Origin of the sequence: Streptomyces sp. NPDC050564, assembly GCF_044457265.1 — a bacterium.
GTDB lineage: Bacteria > Actinomycetota > Actinomycetes > Streptomycetales > Streptomycetaceae > Streptomyces.
The window spans coordinates 1-15,094 of the sequence record NZ_JBITGS010000057.1; the positions used below are offsets into that span (position 1 = coordinate 1).

The 15,094-nt window shown below is 68.2% G+C and carries 12 protein-coding genes, 4 pseudogenes and 1 riboswitch; of the genes and pseudogenes, 8 read left to right on the forward strand and 8 right to left on the reverse strand.

All coding sequences use genetic code 11. The features are described 5' to 3' along the window. The 5 genes and pseudogenes from ACIBK0_RS46930 to ACIBK0_RS46950 all read right to left on the reverse strand — a co-directional run. On the reverse strand, nt 1–285 hold a 285-nt coding region (locus ACIBK0_RS46930), incomplete at its 3' end, for a transposase (RefSeq protein WP_399095086.1). A gap of 269 nt (nt 286–554) precedes the next feature. Next, complete coding sequence (locus tag ACIBK0_RS46935; protein ID WP_399095089.1) at nt 555–941, reverse strand: hypothetical protein; 387 nt, start codon at nt 939–941, stop codon at nt 555–557. A 516-nt stretch (nt 942–1,457) separates the two neighbouring features. After that, the gene (locus ACIBK0_RS46940) at nt 1,458–2,519 is read right to left on the reverse strand and encodes a YihY/virulence factor BrkB family protein (RefSeq protein WP_399095092.1); all 1,062 of its coding nucleotides are present in this window, start codon (nt 2,517–2,519) and stop codon (nt 1,458–1,460) included. A 71-nt stretch (nt 2,520–2,590) separates the two neighbouring features. Continuing rightward, nucleotides 2,591–3,033: pseudogene (locus tag ACIBK0_RS46945) on the reverse strand (DUF6766 family protein). Between the two features lie 102 nt (nt 3,034–3,135). Then, complete coding sequence (locus tag ACIBK0_RS46950; RefSeq protein ID WP_399095209.1) at nt 3,136–3,258, reverse strand: DUF6766 family protein; 123 nt, start codon at nt 3,256–3,258, stop codon at nt 3,136–3,138. Between ACIBK0_RS46950 and ACIBK0_RS46955 the strand changes: the two are divergent. The 4 genes and pseudogenes from ACIBK0_RS46955 to ACIBK0_RS46970 form a co-directional block, all read left to right on the forward strand. Beyond that, nucleotides 3,253–3,426: pseudogene (locus tag ACIBK0_RS46955) on the forward strand (IS110 family transposase); the annotation flags it as partial. The gene ACIBK0_RS46950 and the pseudogene ACIBK0_RS46955 sit on opposite strands and share 6 nt — an antisense overlap. A gap of 507 nt (nt 3,427–3,933) precedes the next feature. After that, the gene (locus ACIBK0_RS46960; RefSeq protein WP_399095095.1) at nt 3,934–4,833 is read left to right on the forward strand and encodes an MBL fold metallo-hydrolase; all 900 of its coding nucleotides are present in this window, start codon (nt 3,934–3,936) and stop codon (nt 4,831–4,833) included. Between the two features lie 116 nt (nt 4,834–4,949). Next, nucleotides 4,950–5,651, forward strand: a pseudogene (locus ACIBK0_RS46965) (transposase); the annotation flags it as partial. Between the two features lie 32 nt (nt 5,652–5,683). Beyond that, a riboswitch (ZMP/ZTP riboswitch) is annotated at nt 5,684–5,768 on the forward strand. Nucleotides 5,769–5,852: 84 nt separating this feature from the next. Beyond that, complete coding sequence (locus ACIBK0_RS46970; protein WP_399095191.1) at nt 5,853–6,026, forward strand: hypothetical protein; 174 nt, start codon at nt 5,853–5,855, stop codon at nt 6,024–6,026. A 275-nt stretch (nt 6,027–6,301) separates the two neighbouring features. On the opposite strand, the gene ACIBK0_RS46975 is transcribed toward ACIBK0_RS46970, so the two are convergent. Continuing rightward, entirely contained in the window at nt 6,302–7,543 is a 1,242-nt protein-coding gene (locus ACIBK0_RS46975; protein ID WP_399095098.1) for a PP2C family protein-serine/threonine phosphatase, read from the reverse strand. Nucleotides 7,544–7,708: 165 nt separating this feature from the next. Next, nucleotides 7,709–8,468 (reverse strand): annotated as a pseudogene (locus ACIBK0_RS46980) (IS5 family transposase); the annotation flags it as partial. A 330-nt stretch (nt 8,469–8,798) separates the two neighbouring features. Between ACIBK0_RS46980 and ACIBK0_RS46985 the strand changes: the two are divergent. Both ACIBK0_RS46985 and ACIBK0_RS46990 read left to right on the forward strand, forming a co-directional pair. Further along, on the forward strand, nt 8,799–9,743 hold the full coding sequence (locus tag ACIBK0_RS46985; protein WP_399095101.1) for a DUF1731 domain-containing protein: 945 nt from the start codon (nt 8,799–8,801) through the stop codon (nt 9,741–9,743). Nucleotides 9,744–9,901: 158 nt separating this feature from the next. Beyond that, nucleotides 9,902–10,600: a dienelactone hydrolase family protein gene (locus ACIBK0_RS46990; protein ID WP_399095104.1), complete on the forward strand. Its 699-nt coding sequence runs from the start codon at nt 9,902–9,904 to the stop codon at nt 10,598–10,600. Between the two features lie 548 nt (nt 10,601–11,148). Here ACIBK0_RS46990 and ACIBK0_RS46995 read toward each other — a convergent pair. Further along, entirely contained in the window at nt 11,149–11,364 is a 216-nt protein-coding gene (locus ACIBK0_RS46995) for a hypothetical protein (protein ID WP_399095107.1), read from the reverse strand. Between the two features lie 693 nt (nt 11,365–12,057). Between ACIBK0_RS46995 and ACIBK0_RS47000 the strand changes: the two genes are divergently transcribed. Both ACIBK0_RS47000 and ACIBK0_RS47005 read left to right on the forward strand, forming a co-directional pair. Then, nucleotides 12,058–12,999, forward strand: coding sequence for a carotenoid biosynthesis protein (locus ACIBK0_RS47000; RefSeq protein WP_399095110.1), 942 nt, complete (start codon nt 12,058–12,060; stop codon nt 12,997–12,999). A 651-nt stretch (nt 13,000–13,650) separates the two neighbouring features. Beyond that, entirely contained in the window at nt 13,651–14,850 is a 1,200-nt protein-coding gene (locus ACIBK0_RS47005) for an NAD(P)/FAD-dependent oxidoreductase (RefSeq protein WP_399095194.1), read from the forward strand. Nucleotides 14,851–15,094: the final 244 nt, after the last annotated feature.

Genomic DNA, 15,094 nt, shown 5'->3' on the forward strand with positions numbered 1-15,094 from the left:
GCCGAGCTCGTCGAGGACCAGGCGGTGGAGCTTGGCCCACACCCTGGCCTTCGACCACTCGGTAAAGCGCCGGTGGGCCGTCGCTCCCGACGGCCCGAACGACGCGGACGGCAGCTGCTGCCACGTGCAGCCCGACGTGGCCACGAACACGATCGCCGCCAGCACCTCCCGGTCGCCGTGTCGGCGCCGGCCGCCGCCCTGAGGCCGCGACGGAGCCTCTGGGACCACTCGCTGGAACAGCTCCCACAACTCATCCGGCACCAGCCGCTCTACGATCGAAACCACGACCGACAGGCTACCGATCCAAATGAGATGACGTCTAAAGAGCTGCCGTGTCCACGAAGCGAGCGTTGGCCGGAAGGGTGTGATTGCACGAGTACTCGGGGCGGAGGTGGGCTCGGAGGAGCTTCCGCGTCCGACGCGCAAGTCATGGCGCGCGCGACGAGTGAAGGCGCTCGACGAAGTGGCGTGTCGGGGCAGTCGCGTCCGAACCAGGGTGCCACCGAACTGGCCTGTGGCATCCTGGCGGTCTCGGACTGCCGGGGTCTCGGCACCTAGCCTGGGCGGCGCCCGGAGGAGGGGTCTTGCGGATCCACGCCGGTCGTCGCGGAGGCGTCCTTGGTGCCGCTGGGGCGCTGAGAGCGACCCTTGCGCCCCGTGTCCCGGCGGCCTTTCTCGTCCCCGCCGGCATAATCCTCGCCGCGTTGGGTGTGGCTTTCCACCGTGTCGCCCGGTACGGACTTCGTCTCTTCCTTGGACTTCGTCCGTCCCGGTCCCTTCCCGCCGCCGTGCTCGGCGGTCCGGAACGAGCGATGGGTGCTCGGGTTGTCCTGCTGGCGTGTCTCGTCCACGTCGGGAGACCAGCCGTGCTGTTCGGTGCCCTGGTGGCGGCTCGGGCCCTGACCGTGCGGCGGCTCGGACGCGTGGGGTTTCTTCGCCATGGGCGGACCTGCCTGTTCGACGGGGGCGGTGCCTGTGCGCCACCACGTTGGGAAAAATTATCCCGCTGTGCGTATTAGGTGTATGTCGCAGCTATTCCGGGGTGTGGCCTGACAACGCGAGACGGGAGACACGCCCCCCGGTCCTCGAGGCCCCCCGCCTCAGCCGACGTCCGCATTGCGCCATCAGAGCCACTGCCATGGCAATCGGCCTGACCGCTATCAGCGCGACCGCGCCCGTGATCAGCGCGAGTGGCATCGGACCCCGACCCGTGCGCAGCTAGGGTGGCTCGGAATGGGCGATGCCACTCCGGCGACGGCGGCTGCACGACCCCGCCACCCGCGGCCCTCGCCACGGCGGTCGCTCACCTCACCTTGGCGTGTTCGGTCGCCTCCTCCAGCGCGGGTGCGAACAGCCGCAGCCACGACGACCCCCACACGATCGCTCGCCTGGCCACCCGGCGTTCCTCTTCGCGCAGACCCCTCCGCGTCCATTGGTCGAACCTGAGGAACCGGCCTTCAGTGTCCGAGACGCCGTCGGTCCTCCTCGTCCCACTTCGTGGTGTCGCGCGGCTGGACGTAGGGCTCGTCGTCGGCAGGGTAGCCCCCGGCGATGGCGCGCTGGCGGACCAGTTCCGCGTCGAACTCCAGGCCGAGCAGGATCGCCAGGTTGGTGATCCACAGCCATACCAGGAAGACGATCACGCCCGCGAGCGCTCCGTAGGTCTTGTTGTACGAGGCGAAGCCCGCCACGTACAGCGCGAACCCGGCGGAGGCGATCATCCAGATCGCCAGCGCGAGGAGGCTGCCCGGGGTGATCCAGCGGAAGCCGTGGACGCGCGCGTTCGGAGTGGCCCAGTACAGGATCGCGATCATGACCGTGACCAGTACCACCAGCACCGGCCACTTCGCGATCGACCACGCCGTCAGGGCCGCGTCACCGACCCCGAGGGCGGTGCCCGCCTCCCGTGCCAGAACCCCGGTGAACACCACGATCAGCGCGCTGACCACGGCCATGACCATCAGCACGACAGTCACCCCGACCCGCACCGGCAGCACCTTCCACACCGGACGGCCCTCCGGGACGTCGTAGACCGCGTTGGCGCTGCGGATGAACGCGGCGACATAACCGGACGCCGACCACACCGCCAGCACCAGGCCCACGATCGCCATGAGCGAGCCAAGGCCGCCGTTGCCCTGCATCTGCCGGACGGCGCTGCGCAGGACGTCCTGCGCAGGGCCGGGAGCGAGCTTTTGGATGTTGTCCAGCACCGCCTGCGTCGTCGACTGCCCGACGACGCCCAGCAGCGAGACCAGTGCCAGCAGTGCGGGGAACAGCGCCAGGATCGCGTAGTACGTCAGCGCCGCGGCCCGGTCAGCCAACTCGTCCTTCTTGAACTCCTTCAGGGTGCCTTTCAGGACCGCTCCCCAGGAGTGTCTGGGCAGGTCCGTCGGCTTGTCCGGAGCCTGCCGCTCCACCTGCTCGTCCGGCCCGGCGTCCGGGGCCCGCACGGTCTCGTCCTCACCGCCGACCGAGGAGCGCTCGCCGTGCCGCCCATGCCGTTTCACTGTGCGCACCATTCCGCTCGGGTATCCGGCCTGGAGCCATCCATACGTGAATTCGTTACATAGCGGACTCAGCTTCTGGGTTCTCAGCCTTCCACGCCGGTGACGCCATGGGCCGCGCCCACCGGCTTCGACTCCGGGGAGCCGCGTTGCCGCAGGTAGATCGAGAGCATCGCCATGGAGTCGGCGGCCGGCAGTTCGGACTGCCAGTTCTGCAGGGTGCGGTTCCAGAAGTCCGCCGCGCCCAGGTAGTCGAACCAGCTCAGCGGGGCCTGCAGCTGCCGTAGCCGCTGTCCGTTGTAGGCGGCCACAGCGGTGATCGACTGGACCAGCCAGCACAGCAGGAAGATCGTGGCCATCACCAGCAGCAGGGAGTGCGAACCCTGCCCCGCCATCCGCCAGCCCTGGCCCACCGGGGCGAGCCCTCCTTGGCGGGCTCGCCGACGAGCTGGTCCTTGTCCGTCTCGGTGCCGGCTTTGTGCAGCTTCTTGGTCTCCGGGGAACCGCGTTGCAACAGCCAGACGGTCACGCCGGCGTAGGGGAAGAACTCAGGTACTCCGACTGCCAGTTCTCCGACACGTCGACCCCGCGCGGGCGGCGACGTTGGCCAGGGCCAAGGGGAGCTGCCCGGTCAGCTGGCGACGTCGGACGAGGTGACGTACTCGCCGAGAGAGATCTGCTGGAGCTGGTCGGTGACAAACTGGGCGTTGAAGTCGGCATGTCCGGCGATCGCCTGCCCGACCAGGGCCGGCATATCTTCGCGATCAATCCAATGGCCGCTGCCCGTTACCGCGACCGGTACGGCGCCTCCCGCGAGAAGTCCGGCCCCGGCGACGCGCTGGTGCCGGCCAACATCCTGCGCACCGAAATGCCCATGCACCAGCCGCTGCCGGCCGACACCTGCTTCGCACGCGCCATCAGCGGTTCTGCCGTCGGCAAGACGGAGTGATCCGTTCCTTCGCCTGCGCCGATGGATCGCGGGCCAGGAGGGCTGCTTGGACCCGATTGGTGACACCTGTGCGAATATCGCGCGCACCGACTGGCACGCGACGGCCGCTGTGATCTGCGCTGCGGGGACCGTCCGGATGAAGCGCGGGACGGGCGCACCTGCTCCGCGGCGACCTGCCGTAAGCCCCGACGTGCGGTTCCACCCGCTCGATCCGATCGGTTTCCGCTGTTCCGCACCTGGATCGCGTCGACGGCCGCTGTGAGGGACAGTTCAAACGGCTGCATCGTTCTTGTCCTCGCTCGCGTCGTGGGCCGCAGCGGTCGGGGTCTGTCCGAAGCCCGGTTCCCGCGACGACGGAGTGGATGTGGTCGGCGACCGCCGCGACTGCGGCGTGGCGGTCGCCGGCAGCGGCAGCCCGGCGCGCGGCAACCCACCGCGCAGACGACCATCTCCGCTGAAGAGAGCAAAGGAAACGAGGCTATGCAGACTTCCCCCGCTCCCCCCGTCCCTTCCTGGGCCGTGGGCGACGTCAATGTCCACCGTGTCGGCGAGATCCTCCTTCCGCCGGCGACCGGACCATGGCTCCTGCCCGAGGCCACTCCCGAGGTTGTGGCCGGACAGGACTGGCTGCGCCCCCACTTCGCCGACGACGAAGGCACCCTGCACATCGACAGCCACACCTTCGCGTTCGTCGTCGGCGGGCTGCGCGTCCTCGTCGACACCGGTATCGGCAACGGCAAGCAGCGGGCCAACCCGGCCTGGCACAATCTGGAGACCGACTTCCTGGAGCGCCTCACCGTCGCCGGCTTCCCGCCGGACTCCGTCGACCTGGTGATCCTCACCCATCTCCACGCCGACCACGTCGGCTGGAACACTCAGGAGGTGGACGCCCAGTGGATCCCCACCTTTCCCCACGCCCGCTACGTCACCTCCCGCAGCGAGCGGGAGTTCTGGGCCGGCTACGACATGGAGGAGGCCCGCAAGGAGATGTTTCGCGACTCGGTCCTACCGGTCGAGCAGGCAGGCCTGCTGGACCTCGTCGACGTCCCGGCCGAGGGTGCGGTGATCGCGCCGGGCCTGCGGCTGCTGCCCACGCCCGGTCACACCCCCGGCCATATCGCCGTCGAGCTCACCAGCCAGGGGGAGGCGGCGCTGATTACCGGGGACTGCATCCACCACCCGGTCCAGCTTGCCCACCCCGCCATCGGCTCCCGCGTCGACATCGACCCGCAGCAGTCCGAAGCCACGCGCCGACGACTGCTTGCCTCGCTCGCCAGTACCAACACCCTCGTCCTCGGCACCCACTTCGCGCCGCCCACCGCCGGCCGCGTGATCACACACCAGGACGCCTACCGCCTCCTGCCCGTCCCCGCACGCTGACACAGCTCCTGCCGACTCCGTGCCCGCCCCAGCCTGCTGCGGGCCCGCCCCGGTCACCGACCGGCCACGCCCGGGCCGTCAGAGGCAGCGCTGCGCTCGCACAAAGACGCCGGCGTCTACGGGGCCGCCGCGGCGTCACCTGCCCACGGACGAAGACGTGGAAGGAGTCCTCGGACCCCAACCGCGAGGCAAAGCTGGACCGGATCGAGGAGCTCCTGCATAGCTTCCGACTCGGGTCTTCGCGTTCGACGATTTCGGACCGCTCGAGATGAGGCCCACCGCCGGCGCGGGCTGGGCCGCACAGGGAGCCCCTGACCGGATGACCGCCACCTGCCACCGCACTCACGGGGTGCGCTACTTCCACGGTTGTTACTCGGTCGGCGACGACCGCCTGTGGGGCGTCAACCGCCGCAAGAAGGACGCCGCGAACACCCTGGCCGCCCTGAAGCCGATCCGCGCTGCTCGACCCGACGGCGCACCGATCTACGTCATCCTGGTCAACCTGTGCGCCCACAAGGGCACCGACATCCGCCGCTGGGCCACAAGGCACCGGGTCGAACTGTGCTTCACCCCAACTTACGCCTCGTGGGCCAACCCCATCGAAGCCCACGTCGGACCGCCGAGGCAATTCACCGTCACCAACTCGAACCACCCCAACCACACCGTGCAGACTCGCGCCCTGCATGCCTACCTGCGCCGGGCGCAACGCCAACGCCCGCCACCTCGACGTCCTGGCGGCCCAACGCAAGCAACGTGCCCGCATACGAAGCGAGAAGGGCGTCGGCTGGGGCGGACGAGCCAACGCATCTGCAGCCTGAGCAGTCACGCCGTACTGCCTGCCGATAGAGTTGGGCCCGGCCGCAACTGGCGAGGGTGGACCACCACCGGGGAGCGGCCAGGTTCCGATGCGGGCGTCGACCGCCTGGGCGCCTCCGTCAGCGATGCCCCGCTGAGGAGGCCAGGACGTGGAACTGCGCTACGGAACCAACCCGCACCAGGCAGCGGCACCTGCCGCGCCGGTGACACCCCACCGATGGCCGGTTCGGGTGCTGCACGGACAACCATCCCTCATAAACTTGCTGGACGCGCTCAACGGATGGCAGCTCGTGCACGAAGCGAGCCAGTCGCTCGGCAGGCCGGCAGCGGCTTCCTTCAAGCACGTCTCGCCCGCTTCCACCTCGACTGCTATGTGAACCCGGCGGCGAAGGCGAATGCCGTCCTGCACCACGGCGTGGGGACAACGGGCATCAGATGTCCCGTATCCTGGGCGCCCCGCTGGCCCAGCGCGGCTTCGAGACCGTGGCGCTGGACAACCTCGGCTACGGACACGCCCTGTTCTGTCGGGGGCAAGAAGGTGCGATCACTTCGGGTTCCCGAATTCGCCCCATGGACAGGGCCGTCCGGCCGGTGTTCCAACTCTTGGCGCAGTCACGGGAGTTGCAGCGCCGCGAGCAGTCGCGAGGCCGCGCTATAGGCGGATGATGATGAGGGCGATGTCGTCAGGGGCGCCGCCAGCGAGGTTGAGGCTGGCCAGCAGCGTGTCGGCCAGCTGATCGGGGGCGAGGGTGCTGTTCTGCGCCAGGGCTTTGGTCAGACGTGCCAGGCCGGCGTCGATGTCCTCGTCGCGGCGCTCGATGAGACCGTCGGTGTACAGCACGAGAGTGTCCCCTCGGGTGTAGGGCAGGCCGGCCTGGGGGCGGGGGACGTGGTAAGGGCGGGCGCCGAGCGGCGGATCGGTGGCCTGGTCCAGCAGTTCGCAGGTCCCGTCGGGGTGGAGCAGGACCGGGGGTGGGTGCCCTGCGTTGCTGTAGATGATCAATCTGCTGCGGGTGTCGATGAGTACCTTGACCGCGGTTGCGGCCGTCGCGCCTTCGACGGAGCGGGCGTACAGACCGAGGACTTCCAGGGCCTGGGCGGGGCTGGGGATGGCTCGGATGGCTGCGCTCAGGGCGCTGCGGAGCATACCCATGACGGCCGCGGCCTGCAGGCCGTGGCCGACGACGTCTCCGACCGCCGCGGCGTAGCGGTCGGGTGGCAGGTCGACGACGTCGTACCAGTCGCCGCATACGTTGAGTGTTTTCGTCGCGGGCAGGTACCGGACGGCGATGTTGTCGAGGTGCTGGATCAGGTCGGGGGACTGGAGCATGGCTTCCTGCAGGGCGATGGCTATCTGGCGTTCGCGGGCGTGGGCCTGGCGCAGTTCCTGGTTGAGCCGGTGCAGCTCGCGGGCCCGCACGTAGAGCTCGGCGGCCATGCCCTTTTCCCGTTCGGTGAACTCCTCGGTGAGTTCGCGCACCCTTCGTGAGTGGACGAAGGCGGTGACGTCCTCGGCTCGTTGGACGATCCACTTCACTGCGCCGTCCTGACCGGGAAGCGGGGTGTGGATCTCCGACCACCATCGCTCCTCGAACCTGCCCGGCAGGTTGGGGGCGGGGATGTCGTAGCGCTGCAGCACCAGGGTGTCCGGTTTCCCGGTGTCCAGAACTCGGCGCAGTGACGTCTTCACGTTGTGCCCAGAATGTTCGTCGGGGGCGTCGGGGTTTTCCGGCAGGGCGTCGAAGAAGTACTTCCCGATCAGCTCGTCTCTGGTCCGCCCGGTGGTCTGAAGGTATGCCACGTTGACGTAGCGGATCACCAGGTCCGTGTCCAGCACCAGGTACGGGCTTGGTGTGACCTCGAAGAACGCCGTGAAATCGATGTCCGCTGTCATCACGCGCTCCGTGGCTCGCGAGCATGACCGCCTGTACTTCCAATCTACGAGCAATCCAGCGTCCGGCCCACCAGAGGGGCAGATCAAGACATCAGTGCAGGGCCACAGCGTGGGCTGTATCTGCGCAGGTCAAGCAGCGGCTCGCTGGCCCTACCCAAGCTGGGATCCCGGCACTGACCGCCGGGTGAGTCGTCTGGTCATCAGAGTGATCGCGGCCAGGTGATGTGCGCGTCCGAGTGCTGGAGCAGTCGTTCATAGTCTCTGACCTTGCGCCGCTCGCATGATCCACGACAGGGACCGTTCCACGATTCAGCAGCGGGGCAGCACGACGAGGCCAGGGTGGCCCGGAGGCCGGGAGACGGCCTTGATCGTCAGCTTCAAAGGTCTTCTTCGCCCACTCGATCAGCTGGCCGGCGTATGCGGAGTCGGCCCAGACCACGGTGATCTCCGGGTACATGAGCCGGAGGCGGAAGGGGAACTTCTTTGCAGCGTCGCGGTCGGTCAGGTCGGCGGGGGGACCATGATCAGCAGAGGTAATCCGCGGGTGTTGACCACGCGGTGGCGCTTGCGGCCGTTGATTTTCTTCGCCGGGGCGTAGCCGCGGCTTTCGCGGCCGATGGTCTCGGCGGCTTCCACCCACTGACAGCCGATGATCACAGCCAAGGCCTGCGGCGTCTTGCCGACTGTAGCGCGGATCTTGCGACGGAACTCGTCGCGCAGGACGGACGACTCCGGCCGTCGCCCAGCGCGCGAAGAGCTTGTCGACCGTGGACCAGGGCGGAAAGTCGCGCGGGAGGGTCCTCCAGTTGCAGTCGGTGTCCACCACGTAGCGGATCGCATTCACGGTCTCCCGTCGTGGGTGGGTTTCCGGCCTGCCTCCTTTCTTGGTCTGACAGGCCGGGACCGGTAGTAGGGGCTCGATCAGCGTCGGCCCAGCGGCGGTGGTGTCCGAGGGGTAGCGGCGTCAGCGCAGACGCGCTCGGCCGGAGTCCCCGGCTCGTGGCGAACAACCTCAGGGTGACGAACAGACCAGGTATCCAGTCGAGATTCCGACCAGTAGTTGCGGGACAGCACTTGGACAGTTTCGATCAGGGCCGAGCTCGGCCGTGGGTTCGCACGGATCTGCACCTTGCTGGGAACCCGAGCCCGTCTCCACCGGCACCTTTGCCGGGCGCCTGGCCCCCTGCACACCGCTCACTCTTGAACGCGTTCAATTATGCGTTAGGCTCGCTCCACATGCCCAAGGGGGAGCTCGATGAAGATAGTGATACCCGGAGGAACTGGGCAGGTGGGCGCGATCTTGAACCGCGCGCTGACCGCCGCAGGCCATGAAGTCGTGGTTGTGACGAGACGACCGGTGCGCGACCGCGAAGTCGGCTGGGACGGAGCGACTCTGGGCCCCTGGGCTGAGGTGATCGACGGTAGTGACGTCGTGATCAATCTGGCCGGACGCAGCGTCAGTTGCCGGTACAGCGCGGCCAACCTACAGGCCATGATGGATTCACGCGTGCACTCCGCCCAAGTGGTGGGCCAAGCGATCACAGCCGCCGCGCGGCCTCCACGAATCTGGCTGCAGATGAGCACTGCAACCGTCTACGCACACCGCTTCGATGCACCCCACGACGAGGCGACCGGCGTGCTCGGCGGCACTGAACCCGGCGCCCCGGGCTATTGGGCCTACAGCGTCGAGATCGCCAAAGCCTGGGAACTGGCGCAAGAGCGCGCCGAAACCCCGTACACCCGCAAGGTCGCCCTGCGTTCTGCCATGGTGATGAGCCCCGATCGCGGCGGCGTCTTCGATGTGTTGCTGCGGCTGGCGCGACTTGGCCTCGGCGGTCCGGTCGCGGGCGGTGCGCAGTACGTGTCCTGGATCCACGACCGCGACTTTGTCCGCGCAGTCGAATTCCTGGTCGCCCGGGAGGACCTCGCCGGGCCGGTGAACCTCGCCGCTCCCCTTCCCTTGCCGCAGCGCGCGTTCATGCGCGCGCTGCGCGCCTCGTGGGGTGTTCCCGTTGGCCTGCCCGCAACGAAATGGATGGCGGAAATCGGTGCGTTCGCGCTGCGCTCGGACACCGAGCTGCTGTTGAAGAGTCGCCGCGTCGTCCCCAGCCGCCTGCTCGAAGCGGGCTTCGACTTCGACCATGCCCAGTGGCCGGAGGCCGCCCAAGACTTGGTGCGCCGCGTGCGCTGCAGACCCTGACATCACCAGCGAGTGTTTGGCCGGCCTCCAGAACAAACTCAACCTCCGCTACTACGAGACCGCGCTGCTTGCTGCCACCAACACATGGCTGTGCCCTGCACTTACAGTACTCCGGGCGGGCAGTCGGCGGTGAAACAGAAACCCTCACAGCACGAGCCGTGAGAATCCCCCTCGTTCACGAGGGGGAGAAGTCAACACCTCCTCCCCTGGTCCTGCTGGGGCACGGGGGTAGCGGACACAAGAGAAGCGAGCGGATCGGCGGCTTGGCCCGCTGGTTCGCATCCCGTGGCTTTGCCGCACTCGCGATCGACGGGCCATACCACGGGGGTCGGGTCCCCAGCCCGCTGCCAGGCGCGGAGTACCAGGTCCGCATCGCCGCTGAGGGGATCGACCTCGTTCTCGATCGCATGGTGGACGACTGGCGGGCGTCCGTTGACGCCCTCCGGGTCTTGGGCGTCGTGGACGGTGACAACCTCGCCTACTTGGGCATGTCTATGGGTACGCGGTTCGGCATTCCCCTGGCGGCTGCCCTGGGCGACCAACTCCGTTGTGTGGTCCTCGGTGAGTTCGACCTCCGGCAAGGACCAGCCCTGCACAAAGGCTTGGACGTGCCGGAAGGTATTGCTGCAGACGCTCAACGGATTACCTCCCCAGCCCTGTTCCACATCCAGTGGCAGGACGAGGTCTTCCCCAGGGACGGCCAATTGGGCCTCTTCGACGCACTCGGATCGCGGGACAAACAACTGGCCGGCTACACCGGTACCCACACCGAGACCAAGCCCATCGCCATCACCCTCTGGCGCGACTTCGTCTGCCAGCACCTCTGCAGCCCGTCTCGCTTGACGAGGCGGCGATAACAGATGAGGGCGCAGGCGATGCTGATGACGGCCATGAAGCGGGGCACATTCGTCCTCCAGCTCTTCGGACGCGGAGTTGAGTTGAAGTGTGCGACCCGGGTCCACAACTACCGTTCCCGTCCGTTCCCATGGCAAGGTGCCAACGTGATCTAGCTTCAATGGGGGATCGGCCGCTTGACTTACTCTTTGCAACCGGTTGGGGACGCATGCATGGGGTGGTGGTCGTTCCAATCAGCGTTGGCCTGGTGCTTCAGAGTCTCAGCAGCTCCGCGGCGTTGGGACGTTGGTTCGGGGCTCGAGTGAGCACCAGGCTGAGGGCTTCCAGGACGCCGGACGACTCCGTGGGATCACTCAGAGGGATGGTGCCGTCGCCGATCTCGCGCCGTAGGCCCTCGCGCCGCCGCCGCGGCCTGAACACAACCCGGCGAACCAATGAGACGTTGCCATCTTGAAATGTGCTGGTCAGTGGGGCTGGTGTGAGCCGGGGGTGGGGTGCTCGTGCTGGTCATCCGACTGATCGTGCTGGGATGATCGTCTGCCGCGTCGAGTCAGCGGCTCGTCTCCGCGTTCGTCAGGACGAGGAGGGCACGCATGAGGATGGTGGCGTGCTTCGCGTTCAGGCGGAGCTTGGTGAGTACGCGCCAGTTCTTCAGGTCGGCGAAGCCGTACTCGTTCGCCGCGCGTTCCCGGCTGAGCCGGTTCGCCTGCTTCTCGGCGGCGGTCAGCGGCTTGTTCCGCGACGCCTTGCGGCCGGTGATGACCACGGGTTGTCCGGGTCGTCATCCAGCCCGACGAAGCCCAGGTCGGCCAGTGCGCCCAGACCGGCCTCGCGCAGCCTGGCGCAGATTCGGTTGTAGCGGGCGGTAGTGATCTCCGAGGAGCGGCCCGGCCGGGCCGCCGAGATCCACAACAGGTTGCCCTGCTCGTCGGTCCTAGACGAGCGTGTCCGGGCCCTCGACCGACTGGGAGTTCTTCGACATGGACGTCCCAACTTCGGTCGGGGGTCCACCGGTTACGCCGTGATCCGGCCACGGTTACCGATCCGTCCGGCTGGTATAGCGACCCGCCGGGGTGCGGTGCAGCCAGCCTCGCTCTGCGAGCCGCTTCAGCTTCGCGAGCACCGCCTCGACCTGCCAGTAGCCCGAGCGGAAGATTGAAGCCCCCGGCACAGCCTGCGGTGTCGGAGCATCCGTGAGCAGGCTCGCGTGCCGGCGAGCCGTCGGCCTTCATCCAGTTTGTTCAGCTCCGCCGGCTACGGCGGTGGCCTCAAGCAGGCCGCCCCTGCGGCCTGTCGGCGGTGCCCTCTGATGACCGTCTGAGCACTCATGCCCAACTGCCGCCCGAGGAAAGGGACGGCGTTCCGTTGTGTCCGGTGTGCGCTACGTCTCATCCGCGGGCTGTTACGGCAGAGGAGTGGCTGGTGTCTTGATGCCGAGTCCACGGCATGGGGAGAGATGATGAGCGGGAACGCCGAGCGCGGTGGTTGCTGGCGGCGGGGATGGGGGAGTGACGGCGGGCCGGCAGGAATGAACCCATGGAACCGCGTCCTCTGGCTGCTGGCAGCCGCCGCCGCAGTAGTGGGCCTCACCGTACCGTTGACCGGGACGCACATCGCGGTGCCGATGCTGCTGCTGTCGGTCCCGTTCGCGCTGATCCATGGGGTGCGGAGATACGGGTGGCGGACGCTACTGTTCTTTCTGATCGTGACCCTGGTGGTGAGCAACTTCTTCGAGAACCTCAGCGTTTCCACCGGGTTCCCCTTCGGCCAATACCACTACACGGGCCATCCGCAGCTGATTCATGTGCCCATCGAGATCGGACCGATCTACTTCGGTCTGGGCTACGTCTGCTGGCAGGTGGCCAACACCTTGCTCGACGAGGCGGACAGCTGTCTGGGCGGCTCGTCCGGGTCGGTCGCCGGCCGGGTCGAGGTGGTGGCACTGCCGATGCTGGCCGCGGCACTGATGACCATGTTCGACCTCGGCGTCGACTCGATCGCCGCCACCGTGAAGCGGGTCTGGGTCTGGGAAGATGGGGGCGGGGTGTTCGGGGTGCCCTACACCAACTATTTGGGCTGGTGGTTTGTCACCTATCTCTACTTCCAGATCTTCGCACTGTATTTGATGAAGCGTCAGCCGGCGTCGACCTCGGTGTCGGTGCGGACCGAGGGGCGGGGGGTGTTGGCGCAGAACGTGCTCTTCTACGGGGCGCTGGGGCTGAGCTCGGTTCCCTACTTCATCGGCGCCTCCGGTGACATGGTCAAGGACGGGGCCTCGGTCAGCTGGAGCGGGCATGCGATCAACGAGACGATGATGACGATCAACCTGTTCGGCATGGTGGTCGCCGCGTTTCTTGCCGCGGTCAAGCTGGCTCGCAACGACCTGGCCCTGCGACGCTGATGCCGACTGACGCAGAACGGCCGCCGCTCGGCTTTCCGGCGGCCGTTCGCGGTGTCTTCCAGCGAATGCGGTGAGCCCCTTTTCCGCCGCGACGCTGCTCGGTTGTGGCAGAGCCGGTCGGCGGCAGTGGCTTGTAGCAACCATGTGCCGGTGAACGGCCCGTGGCCCCCGAGTAGGTGGTGCCTCCTGCTCCAGGGGCCACGGTTTTCCGTTGCATTGGGCGACCACGCCCCACTGCTCGGGCGTCACCGACGCAAGCAGGGGGGAGGTGGCGACGTGGCACTCCAGGGCGGCGATTCTGCCGTCTCATACCTGCCGGATGTGGACCTCACCGACGTCGGAGGCATGGCTCCTGGCCGGACACTGAGGGAACGGGGCCGGCACCACGTCGTGCCCCTCGGCTCCATGAATGTCGCCCGCGCGGCCACCACCGAGCCGTGTCAGGCCGAATACAGCGAGCTGGGCCCCACTCGCCCGCTACTGCGAGACCCCCGGCCCCTGCCCGACCTCGTCAGGGCTGCGTTACACCACTTGCGGCGGAAGGGGCGGCGTTTCCGCCGCGTCCGATGTGCGCCACGTCTCATGCGCGGGCTGTTACAGCGGATGGGCGGCTGGTGTCTCCATGCCGGGTCCACAACACGAGGAGACATGATGAACGGGAACGTCGAGGTAGTCGTCGTCGGCGGCGGGTACGGGGGCGTGACGGCGGCCAACAGCCTGGCGCGGCGCGATGGTGTGGCGGTGACTCTGGTCAATCCGCGTCCCGACTTCGTCTCGCGGATCCGCCTGCACCAGCTCGTGACCGGTTCCGACGACGCGATCGAGGGCTTCGGTGAGGTTCTGGGCGGGGATGTCCGGCTGGTGGTGGACACCGCGACCCGGATCGACGCTGCCGGGCGCCGGGTGTCGCTGGCGGGCGGTGGCACGGTCTCCTACGACTACCTCGTCTACGCGGTGGGCAGCGGCGCCGCCGATCCAGGTGTGCCCGGAGCGGTGGAGTTCGCTCACTGGGTGTCGACCCTGGAGGGGGTGGAACGACTGCGGTCGGCGCTGGATACGACGTCCGCGTCGGCTCCGGTGACCGTGGTCGGGGCCGGCCCGACCGGCCTGGAGACCGCCGCCGAGCTGGCGGAAGCGGGCCGCAAGGTCACCCTGGTCTGCGGCCGCGTGCTCGGCCCCTCCCTGCATGCCCGGGTCCGCCGCCCGGTCGCCCGCCGGCTCGCCAAGCTGGGGGTGACCGTCCTCGAAGGCCCCCGCGCGCGGGTGACGGAAGTGACAGGCGACGCCGTACGGCTCGACGACGGCCGCTCGCTGCCCAGCGCGGTGACGATCTGGACCGCAGGATTCCGCGTCCCGGACCTGGCCGCCCGCAGCGGGCTGCGCACCGACGCCGAAGGCCGGCTGGTCACCGACACGACGCTGACCAGCGTGGACGACGAGCGCATCGTCGCCGCCGGGGACGCGGGGGTGATGCCGGACCACCCCTTCCGGATGAGCTGCCAGGCCGCCGTGCAGCTGGGCCCGGCGGCCGCCGACACGATCCTGCGCCGGATCGCGGGGAAGACCCCCGCTCCCGTCCGGATGTTCTTCGCCGGGCAGTGCCTCAGCCTCGGCCGGAACGAAGGCGTCACCCAGTTCTCCTACCCGAACGACAGGGTGAACGCGCTCCGCATCAGCGGGCGGACCGGTGCCGGCGTCAAGGAGATCGCCTGCCGGTTCACCCTCAACAAGTTGGTGTCCGGGGCACGCAAGGCCAGTTCCCGCGGAGCCCACGGCGACAGCACCGACCGCCAGGAAACGTCTCAGCCGGAACACCCCATGACGCCGCCCGGCACCCGACGCGCGGCCTAGCCGCCAAGTCCCTCTTGGGCCGGACCGACCGGTCCGGCCCAAGAGGGACGGAGCCGGAGGGACGAGCACCAAACGCCGCGGTCCCGTATGCCATGGCCGGGCGCCGGGGCGCCAGCCCACCCGCCCGCCCACCCCGCGTGGCCTGATCAGTGGGACGGCTGCTGCCGACAACCCCGTCATCGGAGCGGGTACATTTCCACGGCCGGTTTCCGGCATGCGGGGCCAACCACGAGAGAGTGAAGTG